The 17,933-nt window shown below is 74.4% G+C and carries 16 protein-coding genes; 10 read left to right on the forward strand and 6 right to left on the reverse strand.

Going from position 1 to position 17,933, the window contains the following annotated elements; genetic code table 11:
- Nucleotides 1-9: 9 nt before the first annotated feature.
- Nucleotides 10-3,063 carry an AfsR/SARP family transcriptional regulator gene (locus BM385_RS09770; RefSeq protein ID WP_175542957.1) on the reverse strand — a complete coding sequence of 1,018 codons (3,054 nt, stop codon included), beginning with the start codon at nt 3,061-3,063 and terminating at the stop codon, nt 10-12.
- A gap of 407 nt (nt 3,064-3,470) precedes the next feature.
- Between BM385_RS09770 and BM385_RS09775 the strand changes: the two genes are divergently transcribed.
- The 4 genes from BM385_RS09775 (at nt 3,471) to BM385_RS09790 (ending at nt 7,470) form a co-directional block, all read left to right on the forward strand.
- Complete coding sequence (locus BM385_RS09775; protein ID WP_019433725.1) at nt 3,471-4,856, forward strand: outer membrane protein assembly factor BamB family protein; 1,386 nt, start codon at nt 3,471-3,473, stop codon at nt 4,854-4,856.
- Nucleotides 4,857-4,901: 45 nt separating this feature from the next.
- Nucleotides 4,902-5,714 carry a MerR family transcriptional regulator gene (locus BM385_RS09780; RefSeq protein WP_093842797.1) on the forward strand — a complete coding sequence of 271 codons (813 nt, stop codon included), beginning with the start codon at nt 4,902-4,904 and terminating at the stop codon, nt 5,712-5,714.
- Nucleotides 5,711-6,700, forward strand: coding sequence for a BtrH N-terminal domain-containing protein (locus tag BM385_RS09785; RefSeq protein WP_093842798.1), 990 nt, complete (start codon nt 5,711-5,713; stop codon nt 6,698-6,700). Before BM385_RS09780 ends, BM385_RS09785 begins: the two co-directional genes overlap by 4 nt.
- A gap of 62 nt (nt 6,701-6,762) precedes the next feature.
- On the forward strand, nt 6,763-7,470 hold the full coding sequence (locus BM385_RS09790) for an endonuclease/exonuclease/phosphatase family protein (protein ID WP_051131129.1): 708 nt from the start codon (nt 6,763-6,765) through the stop codon (nt 7,468-7,470).
- A gap of 17 nt (nt 7,471-7,487) precedes the next feature.
- Here the strand turns inward: BM385_RS09790 and BM385_RS09795 are convergent, their stop codons facing one another.
- Nucleotides 7,488-8,159, reverse strand: a complete 672-nt coding sequence (locus BM385_RS09795) for a hypothetical protein (protein WP_282614784.1) — start codon at nt 8,157-8,159, stop codon at nt 7,488-7,490.
- Nucleotides 8,068-8,850: an alpha/beta hydrolase gene (locus BM385_RS09800; RefSeq protein ID WP_019433720.1), complete on the reverse strand. Its 783-nt coding sequence runs from the start codon at nt 8,848-8,850 to the stop codon at nt 8,068-8,070. Before BM385_RS09800 ends, BM385_RS09795 begins: the two co-directional genes overlap by 92 nt.
- Before the next feature lie 110 nt (nt 8,851-8,960).
- Between BM385_RS09800 and BM385_RS09805 the strand changes: the two genes are divergently transcribed.
- The 3 genes from BM385_RS09805 to BM385_RS09815 are packed head-to-tail and all read left to right on the forward strand — an operon-like array spanning nt 8,961 to nt 11,693.
- Nucleotides 8,961-9,713 carry a lysophospholipid acyltransferase family protein gene (locus BM385_RS09805; protein ID WP_019433719.1) on the forward strand — a complete coding sequence of 251 codons (753 nt, stop codon included), beginning with the start codon at nt 8,961-8,963 and terminating at the stop codon, nt 9,711-9,713.
- A 16-nt stretch (nt 9,714-9,729) separates the two neighbouring features.
- On the forward strand, nt 9,730-11,013 hold the full coding sequence (macS, locus tag BM385_RS09810) for a MacS family sensor histidine kinase (RefSeq protein WP_093842799.1): 1,284 nt from the start codon (nt 9,730-9,732) through the stop codon (nt 11,011-11,013).
- A 23-nt stretch (nt 11,014-11,036) separates the two neighbouring features.
- On the forward strand, nt 11,037-11,693 hold the full coding sequence (locus BM385_RS09815) for a response regulator (protein ID WP_093842958.1): 657 nt from the start codon (nt 11,037-11,039) through the stop codon (nt 11,691-11,693).
- Here BM385_RS09815 and BM385_RS09820 read toward each other — a convergent pair.
- Nucleotides 11,660-13,600: an anthranilate synthase family protein gene (locus BM385_RS09820; protein ID WP_093842800.1), complete on the reverse strand. Its 1,941-nt coding sequence runs from the start codon at nt 13,598-13,600 to the stop codon at nt 11,660-11,662. The genes BM385_RS09815 and BM385_RS09820 overlap by 34 nt on opposite strands.
- Before the next feature lie 247 nt (nt 13,601-13,847).
- Here BM385_RS09820 and BM385_RS09825 point away from each other — a divergent pair, with 247 nt between their 5' ends.
- Both BM385_RS09825 and BM385_RS09830 read left to right on the forward strand, forming a co-directional pair.
- Nucleotides 13,848-15,197 carry a class II 3-deoxy-7-phosphoheptulonate synthase gene (locus tag BM385_RS09825; protein WP_019433715.1) on the forward strand — a complete coding sequence of 450 codons (1,350 nt, stop codon included), beginning with the start codon at nt 13,848-13,850 and terminating at the stop codon, nt 15,195-15,197.
- A gap of 130 nt (nt 15,198-15,327) precedes the next feature.
- Nucleotides 15,328-15,579 (forward strand): (2Fe-2S)-binding protein, encoded by a 252-nt coding sequence (locus BM385_RS09830; RefSeq protein ID WP_019433714.1) that lies wholly within the window; start codon nt 15,328-15,330, stop codon nt 15,577-15,579.
- Nucleotides 15,580-15,608: 29 nt separating this feature from the next.
- Here the strand turns inward: BM385_RS09830 and bfr are convergent, their stop codons facing one another.
- Nucleotides 15,609-16,091 (reverse strand): bacterioferritin, encoded by a 483-nt coding sequence (bfr, locus tag BM385_RS09835; RefSeq protein WP_019433713.1) that lies wholly within the window; start codon nt 16,089-16,091, stop codon nt 15,609-15,611.
- 172 nt (nt 16,092-16,263) lie between these two features.
- On the opposite strand from bfr, the gene BM385_RS09840 reads away from it, so the two are divergent.
- Nucleotides 16,264-16,908, forward strand: coding sequence for a sulfite oxidase-like oxidoreductase (locus BM385_RS09840; RefSeq protein ID WP_019433712.1), 645 nt, complete (start codon nt 16,264-16,266; stop codon nt 16,906-16,908).
- Here the strand turns inward: BM385_RS09840 and BM385_RS09845 are convergent.
- Nucleotides 16,875-17,870: an ArsR/SmtB family transcription factor gene (locus BM385_RS09845; protein WP_019433711.1), complete on the reverse strand. Its 996-nt coding sequence runs from the start codon at nt 17,868-17,870 to the stop codon at nt 16,875-16,877. The genes BM385_RS09840 and BM385_RS09845 overlap by 34 nt on opposite strands.
- Nucleotides 17,871-17,933: the final 63 nt, after the last annotated feature.

Here is a 17,933-nt window from a genome sequence, read left to right on the forward strand (position 1 = left end):
GCGGTGGCGTCAGGCGGTGGCCGGCTCCGGGCCGCACTGAGCCAGCCGCTCCCGTACCCGGTCGGTCTCGGGCAGCCCCAGGGCCTCGCAGTGGATCAGCGCCTGCCGCCAGTGGGCGCGGGCGCTGTCCCGGTCACCGAGGCCCGCGTGCACCTCGGCGATGCCCGCGTGCGCGCGCGCCAGCAGGTCGCGGTGGTCGGAGCCGACGGCGACCGCGATCGATTCGGCGTACTCCCGCAGCGCCTGCCGCGGGTGCCCGGCCACCGCCCGGGCGCCGGCCAGGGAGTTGAGGGCGGAGGCGATCAGACCGGGGTCGCCCACCTCGCGGGCGATGGCCTCCGCCCGGATGTGGTGGTGCAGCGCGCGCTCCGGTTCGGCCCGCCGCTCGTGCAACTGCCCCAGGACGCGCAGCGCGTGCGATTCCACCAGGCGGTAGCCGGTCTCCCGGGCCAGGCCGAGGGCGCGCCGGGCCTCCTCGTACGCCCGGTCCTCCTCACCCAGTTGCAGGGACACCTCGGCCAGTCCGCTGAGGATGTTGCCCTCATTGGTCCTGTCCCCGTGCTCCTGGCACAGCGCGAGGGCGGTTCGCATGGCCTGTGCCGCTTCCTCGTACCGGCCGAGCAGTTGCAGCGAGATGCCGCTGTTGCACAGCGCGGCCCGGTGCAGTGCCCAGCCCCCGGCGCCGCCCTCCTGGGCGAGCCGGTACAGCCGCAGGGCCTCGAAGTGGTCACCGAGCGAGGCGTACGCGTTGCCGAGATTGACCAGGGACGCGTCGCGCAGTTCCGGTTCGCCCAGCTCCTCGTAGCGCACCAGGGCCTGCCGCAGCAGGGCGATCGCCCGGTGCAGGTCGCCGCCGGACCGGTTGAGCGCGGTGGACAGCTGGCGCAGCGCGTTGGCCTCCGCCAGCCGGTCTCCGCTCTCCCGGGCCAGGGCCAGGGCCCGCTCGTGCAGGGTGACGGAGTCGTCGTGGTAGCCGCCGGTCTCCAGGTAGCGCCACAGGGTGTCCGACAGGAAGCGGGTCAGCTCCGGCGGGCCGTGCCGGGTGGCTTCCAGCAGGGCGGCCCGTTCGGTGTCCAGCCACCTGCGGGCCGCTTCGGGTGAGGCGAGGGCGGGCAGTTCCCCGTCCCAGGCGGGGGCGGCCGGCCGCCGGGCCTTCTCGTACGGGGCGACCGCGTCCAGCGCGGCGGCGGAGGCGGCCCGGTAGTAGCGGCTCAGCCGGGTGAGCGCGGTGGCCCGCTCGGCCGTGTGGCCCGGGTCGGCGGCGAGTTCGGCGGCGTACGCCCGCAGCAGGTCGTGCGGCTGGTACCGGCCGGGGGCGATCCGGTCCACCAGGTGGGCGCGCAGCAGGGTCTCCAGGGCGTGGCGGGCGGAGCGCGGCCCGGTGCCCGCCATGGCGGCGAGCGTGTGGGCGTCGGTGTCGTGCCCGGGGAGCACCCCGAACAGCCGGAAGACGCGGGCCACGTCCGGGTCGAGCCGCTGGTAGGACCAGGAGAACACGGCCCGTACGGCGGTGTACGGGTCGCCGTCCAGGTCCAGCAGCTCCAGTGCCTCGTGCCGGTCGGCGAGTTCGGCGGCGAGGTCGGCGAGGGGGCGGGAGGGCTGGGAGCGGGCGAGTTCGGCGGTGATCCGCAGGGCGAGCGGGAGGCGGGCGCAGCGTTCGATCAGGGCATCCACGGCCGCGGGTGCGGCGGTGGCCCGGGTGCCCAGCAGCTGCCGCAGCAGGGATCGGGCGTCAGCCGGCGGCAGCCGGTCCAGGGTCAGCCGGTGGGCGCCCTCGCGGGCGACGAGCCCGGCGAGCGCGTCCCGGCTGGTGATCACCGCGCAGGCGGTGGGGGAGCCGGGCAGCAGCGGCCGGACCTGTTCGGCGCTGTGCGCGTTGTCGAGGACGACCAGCACCCGCCGGCCGTCCAGCAGCGTCCGGTACCGTGCCGCCCGCTCGGCCGGCACCGGGGGGATGGAGCCGCCGTCCACGCCGAGCGCGCGCAGGAACCCGGCCAGCGCGTCCTCGGGCGCCACCGGCCGGTCCGGTCCGTAGCCGTGCAGGTCCACATAGAGCTGGCCGTCGGGGAAACGGTCCCGTACCCGGTGCGCCCAGCGCACCGCCAGGGCGGTCTTGCCCACGCCCGCGGTGCCCGCCACGGCGGTGACCAGCACCGGGCCGCTGTTCCCCGGCCGGGCCAGCAGCGCGTCCAGCTCGGCCAGTTCGGCCTCGCGGCCGGTGAACCGGGTGACGTCCGCCGGGAGCTGGGCGGGGGTGCGCGGTACCGGCGGGGCGGGGGCGCCGGAGGGCCCCGGCCGGGCGGCGCGCCCGATGGGCTCGCCGGCCAGCACGCTGCGCTCCAGGGCGCGCAGTTCGGGCCCCGGTTCCAGGCCGAGCTCGGTGACGAGCCGTTCCCGGGCCGTCCGGTACACGGCCAGCGCGTCGGCCGGGCGGCCCGCGCGGTACAGGGCCGTCATCAGCAGCGCGTGCAGGCGTTCGCGCAGCGGGTGTTCCCGTACCAGGGCGGAGAGTCCGTCGACCGCCGCGGTCTCGTTCCCGCAGGCCAGTTCGGCTTCGTACAGGGCCTCGTACGCCGTGAGCCGGCGCTCGCCCAGCCGGTGCGCCCAGTCGTCCAGCAGCGGTACCTCCAGGCCCGCGAACGGCACCCCGCGCCACAGCTCCAGCGCCTCGCGCAGCAGCACCGCCGCCCGCCCTGGTTCCCGGGCGCGGACCCGCAGGGCTTCGGCGATCAGGGTCTCGAAGCGGTCCGCGTCCGGCTCCCCGGGCGCCACCCGCAGCCGGTAGCCGTCGACGCCGAAGGCCAGCCGGTCGGGGTCGCCGAGGAAGGCACGCAGCCGGTGGATGTGCAACTGGAGGCGGGCCGCGGCGCGTTCGTCGGGCCGTTCCCCCCACAGCGCGTCGGAGAGCGTGTCAGCCGGGACGCCGCCGCCCGGCCGGGCCAGCAGCACCCCGAGCAGCGTGCGCCGCAGCCGGCCGGTCACCGCCTCGCCGGTCTCCCCGCGCCGGATTTCCATCGGTCCGAGCACCGCGAAACCCACGGTGCCGTCCATGGGTGTCTCCATGGTCGTTTCCCCCTTGCCCCGCGCCTCCCGCGTGGTGCGGCCGGCGAGGGGTTGTGCTGACACCGCGCCCGTCCCGCCATGAAAGCGGGAGGAAAGCGCTGCGCTCATTCTTGCTCATGGTGACGTCGCCCGGGCCCTGGCGCCCGGCGTGCGCGCACCCTCCACCACTCCCTTACGGAAGACACCATGTCAGGCGGTTACCCTCCCCAGCCCGGGCAGCAGCCGGACCGTACGGGCCCCAGCCCGTACCGCACCACCCGCAGCAGGGGCACCACCCGCCCCCGCCCCCGGCGCCGTATCCGGGGCAGGCGCCCCCTCCGGGCCCGGCGCCGTACCCGGGTCAGGCGTGGCCGCCGGGCCCGCCCCCGCCGGCGCCGCCGCGCAAGCGGAGGTCCGGGGCGGTCGCGGTGCTGGCCGTGGTGCTGGTGCTCGCCCTGGCCGCCGGCGGCGCCTGGTTCTTCCTGGGCGGTGACGGCGACGACAGCGGCCCGCCCATCGCCGTGGACCCGGGCACACCCGGCGGGCAGCTGTGGGCCGCGGACGCGGGAGCGGACGACGCCGGGCAGCCGGCCGGCACCTGGTTCGTGAACGACACCCTGGTCCGGGCCACCGGCACCTCGTTCACCGCGTACGGGGTGGCGGACGGCGCCGAGCGGTGGAGCCTGGAGCTGGAGGGCGCCCATCTGTGTGTGCCCACCACCGCCACCCGGGACGGGGTGATCGTGGTCGGACACGGCGACAGCAACTGCGGTCAGAACATCACCTTCGTCGATCTCGCCGCCGGGGAGACCGGCTGGAGCCGGCGGCTCGAACCCCAGGAGAACCCGCTCAGCCTGGAAATCGCGATGACGGACACGGCGTACGCCGTCCAGACCATCGGCGGCTGGACCGTGCACAGCCTCGCCGACGGGGAGGTGATCTCCTCGGGCGGCGCCGTCTACAACGTCCTCAACCAGGACGTGAACGACACCGACTTCGCCCGCGGCGTCGAACTCGTCCAGGGCGCCGAGATCTGCGCGGTGGACGGCGTCGCCGGCGGCGAGACGCTGCTGCGGCGGCGCACCTGCGCCACGGTGACCGACCCGGCCGGCCCCACGCTGACCGACCCGTTCTCCCGGCTGGAGGAGATCGACCCGGACAGCGGGGACACCCGCTGGAGCCTGGACCTGCCCGAGGGCCGCTGGCTGTCCAAGATCGTCAGCAAGGCGCCGCTGGTGCTGCTCCTGCGGGACGATCAGTTCGGCGGCAACCAGGAACTGGCCGTCGTCGAGGACGGCGGGATCACCCGCACGGTGCCGCTGGCCGCCGTGGCCGAACTCGACTCCTCCGAACTCGCCGGCTTCGTCGAGGCGCACTGCCGGGACGGCATCGTCGTCTACGAGCCGCTGGACGACTGCGGCGGCATCGTCACCAACGGACACACGCTGTACGTCTCCGCGAACTCGACCATGGGCACCTCCCAGGTGCGGGCCCTGGACCTGGCCACCGGCGAGGTCCTGTGGAGCTACGAGCCCGAATACGTCACCCGCCACCTGCTCATCGGCACCGACGACGCCGGCATCCTGGCGCACCAGGCCGGCTACCGGGACGAACCCGGGCAGGTGGTCCGGCTGACCCCGGACGGACAGCGGGCCGAACCGCTGTTCCGCACCGACGACCTCATCCTGCCGGGCATGACGTACACGGCCTGGACGGACGGGAACCTCGTGCTCGCGGCGGCCAAGTCCGGCGAGGAGTTCGGCCTCACGGCCTACGGCCCCGAAGGAACCGTCGCCGAACCGGCACAGCCGTAACGGCCGGGTGGACTCTCCCACGGGGGGAGAGTCCACCATGGCGGTGTGCACGACGAACTCCTCACCATCGGGCGCTTCGCCCGGCTGTGCCGGCTCAGCGTCAAGCAACTGCGGCACTACGCCGAACTGGGACTCCTGGCCCCGGCCCGGGTGGACCCGGCCACCGGCTACCGCTACTACGCGCCCGGCCAGGCCCGCGACGCGCTGACCATCGCCCTGCTGCGCGACATGGATCTGCCGCTGGCCGTGATCGCCCGGGCGCTGGCCGCCGACCCCGCCTCCCGGGCCCGCATCCTGCGGGACGAACGGGACCGGCTGGCCGAACGCGTCCGCCGGGACCGGGCCCGGCTGCACCTGCTGGAACGGCTCGCCGAGGGCGGGCTGCCCGGCTACGAGGTGGGGCTGACCACCGAGCCGGCCCGCCGGCTCGCGGTGGTGCGGGCCGAGTGCGCCCCGGCGGAGATCGGGGCGGCGTTCGGCGCGTGCGCCGCCCGGCTGCTGCCCGCCCTCGGCCGGGCGGGCGCGGACTGGGAACCGCCGCTGTGGGGCCTGTACCCGCTGGACCTGACCGAGCGGATCGAGATCACCGTCGGAGCACCGGTACCACCGGGACCGGACCGGGAGATCCCCGGCGTCGCCCGCCAGGAGGTGGCCGGCGGACCCGTCGCGGAGACCGTGCACTCCGGCCCCTACACCCAGCTGCCGCTCGCCTACCACGCCCTGCTGGCCGCCGTCCACGAACGCGGGCTGCGTCCGCTGGGCCCGGTGCGCGAGACGTACCTGGCCGGCCCGGCCGAGGCACCCGAGGAAGAACTGCTGACCCGGCTGGTCATCCCCGTAGCGGAAGGCACCCCATGAGCACCATCGTCCCGGTCGACCCCCGCGGCGGACTGCACTGCGAGACCACGACCCTCGGCGTCCTGCTGCGGCACGAGGGACTCGACCTCTCCGAACCGATGCTCTTCGGCCTCGGCGCCGGACTCTCCTTCCTCTACTGGGACAGCAAGCACCTCGACTTCCCCTTCCTCGGCGGCCGGGTCAAACCCTTCGACCTCACCCGCGCCCTCGCCGACCGGCTCGGCCTCGGCCTCACCGTCCACGAGACCTCCTCACCCCGCCGCGCCTGGGAACACGTCACCGCCCCGCTCGCCGCCGGCCGTCCCGTCGGGCTCCAGCTCGACAGCTACCACCTGGACTACTTCACCGCCAAGGTGCACTTCGGCGGCCATGTCGTCGCCCTCCACGGCTACGACGACCACCGCGCCCACCTGGTGGACACCGCGCAGCAGGGCGGCGCCGTCACCACGCGCCTGGACCACCTCGCCGCCGCGCGAGCCGCCCGCGGCCCGATGACCGCCAGGCACCGCTCGTTCACCCTCACCGTGCCGCCCGGCGCCCCCGCCCCGCACACCCGGCTCGTCCCCGCCATCACCGCCTGCGCGGACGCCTTCCTCCACCCGCCGATCGCCAACCTCGGCCACCGGGGCATCACCACGGCCGCCCGCCGGATCCGCACCTGGCGGGAGCGCACCGACCACCCGGAACGCGATCTGCCGCAGGCCGCCCGCATGATGGAACACGCCGGCACCGGCGGCGCCCTGTTCCGCAACCTCTACCGCGACTTCCTCGCCGCCTGCACCGAACACCTCGACAGCCCCGCGCTGCGCACCGGCCACGCGCGCTACGCCGAGGCGGCCACCGGCTGGACCGAGACCGCCGCGCTGATCGCCCGGGCCGGCGAGACGGGCCGTGCGGAACCCCTCGCCGAGGCGAGCGCCCTGCTCACCGAACTGGCCCGTATCGAACGCGAGGCCATGACCGCCCTGAGCCGCCTGGCGGAGTGAGCACGGCGTACGCCCCCGGCGCGCTCCGGTGGCCCGCCGGCGGCAGCGCCTACCCTCGGGACATGCCCGCCGATGTGCGCCTGCTCAGCTACAACATCCGCTCGCTGCGCGACGACACCGCCGCCCTGGCCCGGGTCGTCCGGGCCTGCGCACCCGACGTGGTCGCCTTCCAGGAGGCACCGCGCTTCTTCGGCTGGCGCCGCCGCGCCCGGCACCTCGCCCGGGCCACCGGGCTGCTGTACCTCACCGGCGGCGCCCCGACCTGCGGGCCCATGCTCATGACGACCCTGCGGCCGATCGCCGAGCGGACGCTGGAGGAGACCCTTCCGTACACCCCAGGGCTGCACCGGCGCGGCCTCGCCGGCGCCGTGCTGCGGTTCGGCGCCGGCTCCCGGCTCGCCGTGGTCAGCTGTCACCTCGGCCTGCGCGCCGCCGAGCGACGGCGGCACGCCCTGCTGGTACGGGAGCGGCTGACCGCCCTCGGCGCCCCCGCCGCCGTCCTGGCGGGCGACCTCAACGAACCGCCCGGCGGCCCGGCCTTCCGGCTGCTCACCCGCGACCTCACCGACGCCTGGCTCGCCGCCCCCGACGGCGGCGAGCACACCTACCCGGCCACCGGCCCGAGCAGCCGCATCGACGCCGTCCTGACCACACCGCAGGTGAAGGTGGTGCGCTGCGGGGTGCCGCACGGCCGGCCCGGCGTCACCGCCCGCGATCTGCGCGCGGCCAGCGACCATCTGCCGGTGCTGGCCACGCTCCGCATCCCGTAAGCGGGCGCGCGGGCCCCTCAGACCACCGCGCCGCTGCCCGGGTCCGTCCAGTCGTCGTCGTGGCCGTCCCGCATCCGCGAGATGAGCGTCGCGAAGCCGCCGAGGAACCCGCCGACCCCCAGGGTCACGAGCCACCAGGTCATCTCCAGCTGGAACAGCACGGAACCGAGGAGCAGCAGCGGCCCGCCCAGCACTGCCAGCCAGGCGAACTTGGTGGTCAGATCGGTCTCCGGCAGCGGCGGCGGGTCCGGCGGCACGAAGTGGTCCCCGTCCGGGTCCTCGCCGGGACCCCAGTCGCGCGGCCCGCTGCCCGACCACGGGCCGGTGCCCGTACCCGAGACCGTGCCGCCCTCCTCGGTGGCGGTACCGGCGGCCCCGGCCGCACCCGGGCCCGTACCGGCGCCGGGGCCCGACCCCTCGGCGCCCTCCGAGCCGTCCGCGCCCGGCGGCACCCGGTCCACGGTGTCGGTCAGATCGAGCTCGTCCCCCTTGGGCCACACCCCGGGCGGATCGGCCGGCTCCTCGCCGTAGCCGGCGACGATCTGGGCCCAGGCGGCTTCCTCGTCGATCGGGTCGCGGCCGTCGCCGCGCTCCTGGTCACGTTCCGTCACTGGCGGTCTTCCTCGTCGCGGGGCGGATGACGCGGGTGATGAAGGCGTCCGTCTCCTGAAAGATACGCTCCGCGTCATGGTCCAGGGTGGCCACGTGATAACTGTCGGCCAGCACCAGCTCGGTGACATCGGTGGAGGACACCGAGCCCAGCACCAGAGCCGAGTCACCCGGTGGCACCACATGATCCACCGCGCTGCGCATCAGCAGCAGCGGCTGGGTGACCTGCGGCAGCTCGCCGCGCACCAGCCGGACCAGCCGGCGCAGCTCGTCCGCCGCGTCCAGCGGCACCCGGTCGTAGCCGACCTCGGGCGCCGCGCCGGGCGCCCGGATGTCGCCGGTCACCCCGGAGGTGGTGGCCACCAGGCGCCGCAGCACCGGCAGCAGGAAGCCACGGACCGGCGGGAAGGTGATCGCCGGGTTCACCACGGCGACCCCGGCGATCCGGTCACCGTGCCGGGCGGCCAGCCGCAGCGCCAGTGTGCCGCCCATCGACAGACCGCACACGAACACCTGCGCGCAGCGGTCCGTCAGCTCCCGCAGTTCACGGTCGACCGCCGCGTACCAGTCCTGCCAGCCGGTGACCCGCAGATCCTGCCAGCGGGTGCCGTGGCCGGGCAGCAGCGGCAGGGACACCGAATACCCCCGGCGGGCCAGCTCCAGGGCCCAGGGCCGCAGCGACTGCGGGCTGCCGGTGAAGCCGTGACACAGCAGGACGCCCGTGGACGAGCCCGCGTGGGAGAAGGGTTCGGCTCCGCTCAGCAGCGGCATCGGGGCCTCCGTTCGGTGCGGGATGTGGCCAGCCTACGCGGGCCCGGAGGCACCAAGAACAGTAAATCCCCAGTAGGGTCGGGCACGGAAGAACACAGGAGGTTGGCGGAGTGCTGTACGGCGCGATGAAGATTTCCGTCGGAGCAGGGCTGAAGCTGGCCTTCCGACCGTGGGTGGAGGGGCTGGAGCACGTACCGGCCCGGGGCCCGGCGATCCTGGCGAGCAACCACCTGTCGTTCTCCGACTCCTTCTTCCTGCCGGTCGTCCTCGACCGCAAGGTCACCTTCATCGCGAAGTCCGAGTACTTCACCTCTCCCGGGGTCAAGGGGAAGCTGACGGCGGCGTTCTTCAAGGGCGTCGGGCAGCTCCCGGTGGACCGCTCCGGCAAGCGCGGCGCCGGTGAGGCGGCGGTGCGCAGCGGCATAGCGGTACTGGAGCGCGGCGAACTCTTCGGCATCTACCCGGAGGGCACCCGTTCCCCGGACGGCCGGCTCTACCGGGGGCGCCCCGGCGGTCTGGCCCGGGTCGCGCTGGCGACCGGCGCCCCGGTGCTGCCGGTGGCCATGATCGACACCGAGAAGATCCAGCCGCCCGGCAAGGTGATGCCCAAGCTGATGCGGCCGGGCATCCGGATCGGCGAACCCCTGGACTTCACCCGCTATCAGGGCATGGAGGGGGACCGCTTCATCCTGCGTTCGGTCACCGACGAGGTGATGTACGCGATCATGAAACTCTCCGGGCAGGAGTACGTCGACACCTATGCCTCGGTGGTCAAGAAGGCCATGGAGGAGGAGGCGAAACGCAAGAAGAGCGGCGGTGGGGAGACCGCCGGGGACGAGCGGCCCACGGACACGCCGGACTGAGGGGGAGGCCCACCCGATGGGCGGAGTGCGGGCAGCGGACCGGCGTGCGGAGCCGGGGCCGGTCATCTCGGTGGAGCAGCCGCTGTGGCGGGCCCTCACCGGCTACCGGGTGGTGACCCTGGGCTATGCGGTGGCGCTGTTCGCCCTCGGCTACGGGGACTACGGCCGCCCGCTGATCGGCGTCGGCTATCTCGCGGTGCTCACCGCCTGGACCCTGCTGACCCTGCGCCGGGTCACCTCGGCCGAACGGTGCACCGCCCGCTTCCTGGCGCTCGACCTGACCATGGCGGTCGGCGGCATCCTGCTCAGCTCGCTGGCCGATCCGGCGAACCGGGTCGGCCCGACCCTGCCGTCGATCTGGGTGGCGGGCGCGGTGATCGCGGTGGCCATCAAGAGCGGCTGGCGGTGGGCGGCGTTCGCTTCCGCGCTGGTCGGGGTCGCCAACCTGGTGGAGGACGGCCACTTCTCGCGCAGCGCGCTGCACAACGTCCTGCTGGTGTGCGTGGCGAGCATCGCGATCGGCTACGTGGTGGAGGTGGCCCGCGCCAGCGAACGCACCCTGGCCCGGGCGCTGCGGATCGAGGCGGCCAACCGGGAGCGCGAACGGCTGGCCCGCGACATCCACGACAGCGTGCTCCAGGTGCTGGCCATGGTGCAGCGGCGGGGGACGGCGATCGGCGGCGAGGCGGCGGAGCTGGGCCGGCTGGCGGGGGAACAGGAGGTGGCGCTGCGGGCGCTGGTCACCGGCCGGCCCCCGGACGGCTCGGCACCGCCCCCGCGGTCCGAGCCCATCGAGGCATCGGCGGACCCGGGGAGCGCCGGGAGCACCGGCGCGGCGCAGGACCCGGACGAGCTGGATCTGGGCGGCCTGCTGACCCTGGCGGCCGGCGGCCCGGGAGCGGCACCGGACGCCGGCCCCCGCGGCCGGGTGACGTACGCCGGTCCCGGCTGCCCCGTCCCGCTGCCGGCGGCCACCGCCCGTACCGTCGCCGCCGCCGTCGCCGCCGCCCTGGACAATGTGCGCAGGCACGCCACCGGCCCCTCCGGGGAGCCGGCGGCGGCCTGGATTCTGCTGGAGGACGAGCCGGAGGAGATCACCGTGACCGTGCGCGACGACGGCCCCGGCATCCCCGAGGGGCGGCTGGCGGCGGCCGAGGCCGAGGGCCGGATGGGCGCGGCGCTGTCGATCCGCGGCCGGATGGCCGAACTGGGCGGCAGCGCCCGCTGGATCTCGGTGCCGGGACAGGGCACCGAGGTGGAGCTGCGGCTGCCCCGGCAGCGGAAGGGCACGCTGCGGTGAGCGCGGACCGGCCGGTGACGGTGATGGTGGTCGACGACCACCCGATGTGGCGGGACGCGGTGGCCCGGGACCTGGGCGAGGCCGGGTTCGAGGTGGTGGGCACCGCCGGGGACGGCCCGCAGGCGGTACGCCGGGCCCGCGCCGTACGCCCCGACGTCCTGGTGCTCGACCTCAATCTGCCGGGGCTGCCCGGGGCCGAGGTGTGCCGGCGGCTGGCCGGCGACCCGGGACCCGGCGCCGAGCCGGGCCCCCGGGTGCTGGTGCTGTCGGCCAGCGGCGAGCAGGAGGATGTCCTGGAGGCGGTGAAGGCGGGCGCCACCGGCTATCTGGTGAAGTCGGCCAGCGCCGGGGAACTGGCCGAGGCGGTACGCCGTACCGCCGTGGGCGACCCGGTGTTCACCCCGGGGCTGGCCGGCCTGGTGCTCGGCGAGTACCGCCGGCTGGCCGCCGGGCCGCCGCCCGGCGGCGACGGGCCCGGGGTGCCACGGCTGACCGAGCGCGAGACGGAGGTGCTGCGGCTGGTCGCCAAGGGCCTCACCTACCGGCAGATCGCCGACCGGCTGGTCATCTCCCACCGCACCGTGCAGAACCACGTCCAGAACACCCTCGGCAAGCTCCAGCTGCACAGCCGGGTGGAACTGGTCCGCTACGCGATCGAACGCGGGCTCGACACCGAGTGACGCAGCAGCCCGGCGACGATGGCCGGGCCGTTCAGGGTCAGCACCGACTCCGGGTGGAACTGCACCGAGGCGAAGCCCTCCCCGCGCAGCGCGTACACCTCCCCGGTGTCCGGATCGCGGCTGACCTCGATGGCGTGCGCGAGCAGTTCGTGCGCGGCGTCGGTGTCGCAGCGGGCAGTGAAGGAGTTGTAGCAGCCGACCGTCTCCTGCCGGCCGAACAGGTCGATCCGCTCCTGCGCGCCCTGGTACGGGTGCTCCTTGCGGACGATCTCCAGGCCCAGCTCGGCGGCGATCAGCTCGTGCCCCAGGCAGACCCCGAGCAGCCCGCCGGAGTGCGGGCCGGTCAGCAGGGCGCGGGTCAGCTCGCGCAGCAGCCGCATCTTGGGGTCGGCGCCGTCGTTCGGGTCGCCGGGCCCGGGGCCCAGCACCACGGGGCCCGGGTGGGCGGCGGCGCGGGCGGGCAGCCCCGGGGCGTCGAAGCGTTCCACGGTGACCTCGGCGCCGGTGGTGCGCAGCAGATGCGCGAGCATCGTGGTGAAGGTGTCCTCGCCGTCCACCACCAGTACCCGGCCCCGGGCGCTGGGCCGGCGCGGGGCCAGGTCCTGCATCCGCAGCCAGAACGGCGCCAGGTCCGCGCGCCGGGCGTCCAGCGCGGCGCGTACCCGGGGGTCGGCGGCGAGCGCGGGCCCGCGTACCGCCGCCGTACCGGCCGGCGCCGGCCGGCCGAGCGCCGCCAGCACCCCGGCCGCCTTGGCGTGCGTCTCGGCGACCTCGCCGGCCGGGTCCGAGCCGCGCACCAGGGTGGCGCCCACCGGCAGCCGCAGCGCGCCGTCCGGGGCGATGTCCACGGTGCGGATGAGGATCGGCGAGTCGAGGGTCTGGGTACCGTTCGCGTCGTGCCCGAGCAGCGCCAGCGCGCCCGCGTAGTAGCCGCGCCCGTCCCGCTCGTGGCGGCGGATGACGCGGCAGGCGTTCTCCACCGGGCTTCCGGTGACGGTCGCGGCGAACATCGTCTCGCGCAGCACCTCGCGCACGTCCAGCGTGCTGCGCCCGCGCAGTTCGTACTCGGTGTGCGCCAGATGCGCCATCTCCTTCAGCCGGGGCCCGATCACCACCCCGCCCCGGTCGCCGACGGCGCACATCATCTTCAGCTCCTCGTCGACCACCATGGACAGTTCCTCGGTCTCCTTGCGGTCGGCGAGGAACCGCAGCAGCCCGTCGGCGTCCGGGCCGCCGGCCGGGTAGCGGTAGGTGCCGGAGATGGGGTTCATGACGACGGTGCCGCCGCGCATCCGCACATGCACCTCGGGGCTGGCGCCGACCAGCGTGCGCTCGCCGGTGTGCACGACGAACGTCCAGTACGCGCCGCGCTCACCGGCCAGCAGCCGCCGGAACAGCGCCAGCGCGTCCCGCCGGCCGAAGCCGTCGATCCGGCCGGTGAAGGTGCGCCGGACGACGAAGTTGGCGCCCTGCCCGGCGCCGATCTCCTCGCGCAGCACGGTGCGCACGATCTCCTCGTACGCCGCGTCGTCGATGTCGAAGTGCCCGCCGGTCACGGTGACGGCGTGGCCGGGGAGCGCGTCCAGGGCGGCGTCGAGCGGCAGTTCGGTCACCCGGTCGGGGACCAGGACGGACAGCGGGGTGCCGTCGTCGGTCACCTCGAAGCCGCGTTCGGCGATCTGCCGGAACGGCACCAGGGCCAGCGCCCCGATGCCGGGCCGCTCGGGCAGCGGCAGCTCGGCCAGCGTGCCCACGGTGCGCACCGGGCCGGTCAGCACCTCGACGGTGCCGTCGCCGGAGCGGACCCGGCCCGGGGTGCGGCGGTACAGCAGAGCGAACGGTTCGGTGCCGGTCAGCAGCCGCCCGATGACGGCGGCGGGGGAGGTGCGGTGGTCGTGGTGGCCCATGGAGGTACCCCTGTCGTGGAACGGGACGGGGCGACCGAGGCCGGGAAACGCCGAAGGCCGCCCCGTCGGGCGGCCTTCGCGTCGTGGTGCTGGGTGCGCGCAGTCAGTGGGCCGCCAAAGGAGCGGGCCACCACCAGGTGAGGAACGGCTGGGTGCGCATGCCGGGACTATAGCGCCTCGGGTGGCCCCTGTCTCACTTCCCGGGCGCGGCACCTGGGTGACCGTGCGACCCCGTAACCTTGGCCGGGTGACCGTGAACGCTGACAGCAGCTTCTCCATCGCTTCCTCCTGGCGAGACCTGCCCGCGGCGCAGCAGCCGGACTATCCGGACCTCGAAGCCCTGCGCGCGGTGACCTCGGAGCTCGAGGGCTATCCGCCGCTGGTGTTCGCCGGCGAGGCCGATCAGCTGCGGGCGCGGCTGGCGAGCGTGGCGCGGGGTGAGGCGTTCCTCCTCCAGGGCGGTGACTGCGCGGAGGCGTTCGACCAGGTCAGCGCCGACCAGATCCGGGCGAAGCTGAAGACGCTGCTCCAGATGAGCGCGGTGCTCACGTACGCGGCGGCGGTCCCGGTGGTCAAGGTGGGGCGGATCGCCGGCCAGTACTCCAAGCCGCGTTCCAAGCCGACGGAGACCCGGGACGGGGTGTCGCTGCCGTCGTACCGGGGCGACTCGGTCAACGGCCCGGAGTTCACCGCCGAGGCCCGGATCCCGGACCCGGAGCGGCTGCGCCGGATGTACCACGCCTCCGCCGCCACGCTGAACCTGGTGCGCGGCTTCACCACCGGCGGGTACGCGGATCTGCGGCAGGTGCACGCCTGGAACCAGGACTTCGTGCGGACCTCGGCCTCCGGGCAGCGCTACGAGGCGCTGGCGCGGGAGATCGACAACGCGCTGAACTTCATGAAGGCGTGCGGCGCGGATCCGGCCGAGTTCCACTCGGTGGAGTTCTACGCCTCGCACGAGGCGCTGCTGCTGGACTACGAGGCGGCGCTGACCCGGGTCGACTCGCGCAGCGGACGGCTGTACGACGTCTCGGGCCACATGGTGTGGATCGGTGAGCGCACCCGCCAGCTGGACGGGGCGCACATCGCGTTCGCGGCCTCCATCTCGAACCCGGTGGGGGTGAAGATCGGTCCGACCACGACTCCGGAGGAGGCGCTGGCGCTGATCGACCGCCTGGACCCGGAGCGGGAGGCGGGCCGGCTGACGTTCATCACCCGGATGGGAGCGGACCGCATCCGCGACCTGCTGCCGCCGCTGGTGGAGCGGGTGACCGCGTCCGGCGCGCAGGTGGCGTGGGTGTGCGACCCGATGCACGGCAACACCTTCGAGGCGGCCTCCGGGCACAAGACCCGGCGCTTCGACGACGTGCTGGACGAGGTGAAGGGCTTCTTCGAGGTCCACAAGGGCCTGGGCACCCACCCCGGCGGCATCCATGTGGAGCTGACCGGTGACGACGTCACCGAGTGCGTGGGCGGCGGCAACGAGATCCTGGTCGACGATCTGCACCAGCGCTACGAGACGGCGTGCGACCCCCGGCTGAACCGCAGCCAGTCGCTCGACCTGGCGTTCCTGGTGGCGGAGATGTACCGGGGCTGACGGCGACACACGGGACGGGGCTCCGGGGTGCGGCAGCGCACACCGGGGCCCTGTTCTCTGTCCGCGGCCGGGAAGGTAAGGTGAGGTTTGCCTTACTAAGACCGGAAGATCACCGCGGGAGGTGACGAGGGTGTACGTCTGCTCGTGCTTCGGCGTCACCGAGGAGCAGGTCCGCGCCCACGCGGCGGCGGGCGCCTGCACTCCGCGCCAGATCGCGGCCACCAGCGGCGCGGGCACCGACTGCGGCTCGTGCGTCCGCCGCATCCAGGGCCTCCTGGGCCGCCCCTGCCCCCGCCGCACCCCCCAGGCCACCCCGGCCTCCTCCGCCCCGGCGGCCCCCACCCCGGACCCCCGGCCCGCACCGCTCACGGCGACGCGGTGACGCCGGCCGGCGGCGCGTGAGGGGAGCGGTCAGGCTTCGCTGGGCTGTTCGATCTGCTGGGCGAGGTAGAGGGGTTCGCCGAGCTTCTCGATGAGTTCGAGCTGGGTGTCCAGGTAGTCGATGTGGTGCTCCTCGTCCTTGAGGATGGACTCGAAGAGCTTCGCCGAGGTGATGTCCGACTTGGCGCGCATCAGTTCGACGCCGCGGCGCAGGCGGTCGATCGCCTCCACCTCGATCTGGCGGTCCGCCCGGAACATCTCGGTGACCGTCTGCCCCACCCGGACGTGGAAGAGCCGCTGGTAGTTGGGGAGCCCTTCGAGGAACAGGATCCGGTCGGTGAGGACCTCCGCGTGGCGCATCTCGTCGAAGGACTCCGCGCGGGTGTACTTCGCCAGCTTCAGCCAGCCGAAGTTCTCCTGCATCTTGGCATGCAGGAAGTACTGGTTGATGGCCGTCAGTTCGGCGGTCAGCTGTTCGTTCAGGAACTCGATGACCTCGGGATCGCCGTGCATGGCAGCGGGCTCCTTCCGTACGGGGGAGCGGGTGTGCGAGGCATCGTGGCACTCCGGTGGGCGTGACGTCCAGTAAGCGAAGGCTTACCGAATTACCCCGTTTCACCGGAGTTGCCGGTGGATCGGGGGTGGCGGTTCTCGTTGTGCATGTCAGGTCTGTCACCATGGAGCCATGGGTCACCCGGAAAGCCGTTCGGAGGAGGAAGCGGACACACCGCATCCGGCCGGGGAGCTGCCCCCCGGGCAGCGGGAACAGCGCGGCTGGCCCGTCACCCACTACGGCCCGGTGCCCAGGTTCCGGGCCGAGCGCTGGGAGTTCCGCGTCTTCGGGGCCACCGCCTCCGGTGACAAACGCTGCTGGAACCACGAGGAGTTCAGCGCCCTGCCGCACGAGACCGTCGTCGGCGACCTGCATTGCGTCACCAAGTTCAGCATGCTGGGCGCCGAATGGGGCGGGGTACGGGCGGCCACCCTGCTCGCCATCGAACCGCCGGCGCCCGAGGTCACCCACGTCATGGTGTGGGCCGAGTACGGCTACAGCGCCAATCTGCGGCTGGCCGACTTCGCCGCCGACCGCAATGTGTTCGCCACCCACCGCGACGGTGAACTGCTGACCGCGGAACACGGCTTCCCGCTGCGGCTGGTCGTCCCCCACCTGTACGCCTGGAAAGGCCCCAAGTGGGTGCGCGGCGTGGAGTACATGACCGCCGACCGGCGCGGGTTCTGGGAGGAACGCGGCTACCACAACCTCGGCGACCCCTGGCGGGAACAGCGCTACAGCTATCAGGAGGAGCCGGGCGACGGCCCCGAGCTCTGAGCCACCAGCGCCTCCGCCACCGACGTCCGCGCGTACAGCACCGTCCGCCCGCTGCGGTGCGCGCTCACCAGGCCCGCCGCGCGCAGCGCCGACAGATGCTGCGACACCCCGCCTGCCGACAGGCCGGTGCGCCGCGCCAGCTCCGTGGTGGAGGCCGGCCCGGTCAGCTCCGCCAGGAGCACGGCCCGGCCCCGGCCCAGCACCCCCGCCAGCGCCTCCGGATGCGGCTGGGCCCGCTCCTCCCACAGCGTCCCCGTCCCGCGCGGCGGGTAGCGCAGCGTCGGCTGCCACTCCGCCACCACGTCCGAGAAGATCCGCGGCCACACGAACGCCGACGGCGTCAGCAGCAGCCCGCGCCCGTCCAGCCGGGCCCGTCCGCTGCGGCAGCGGCTGGCCAGCTGCAAGGTGCCCTCGTCCCACGCCAGCTTCGGATCCAGGTCGTCGAACAGCCGCTGCATCCCGCCCTGGGCCAGCAGCAGCGCCCGGTGCTGGACATCGCCCTCGCACAGGGTCCTGATCCGGGGCCAGTACGGGGCCAGCGCCGCCTCCCAGTACCCCTCGATCGTCTCCGCCAGCCGGGCCAGACCGCGCTCCGGATCGGCGCGCAGCGCCGCCACCCCCGCCCGCGCCGGCGGCGTCGAGGTGCGCAGCAGCGGCGGCGGGGTGGCCCGCAGCGCCGCCAGCTCCACCGCCAGGGAGGGCTGCGGAACGGTCGGCGGCGGCACCAGGAAGCTCGGGATGCCCGCGGTCGGCACTGTGACCAGGCTGGTCAGCGGCGTCAGATCGAGCCGCGCGGCGGCGATCCTGGGCCGGACCGCCTCCGTCCAGCGCCGGTGCAGCCCGTGCGCGTCGGCGCCCAGCAGCACCCGCAGACTCGCCACCACCTCCCACAGCGGCGACAGCGCGAACCGGGTACGGGCCACGTCCTGGGCCGCGAACTCGATCTCCAGCACCGATGACACCCCCGCTCACCCGCCACGTTTCGGCCCAGACTAAATCGTTCCCGCCCGCCCCGTCCCCGGCCG

Origin of the sequence: Streptomyces harbinensis (assembly GCF_900116145.1) — a bacterium.
Lineage (GTDB): Bacteria > Actinomycetota > Actinomycetes > Streptomycetales > Streptomycetaceae > Streptomyces > Streptomyces carpaticus.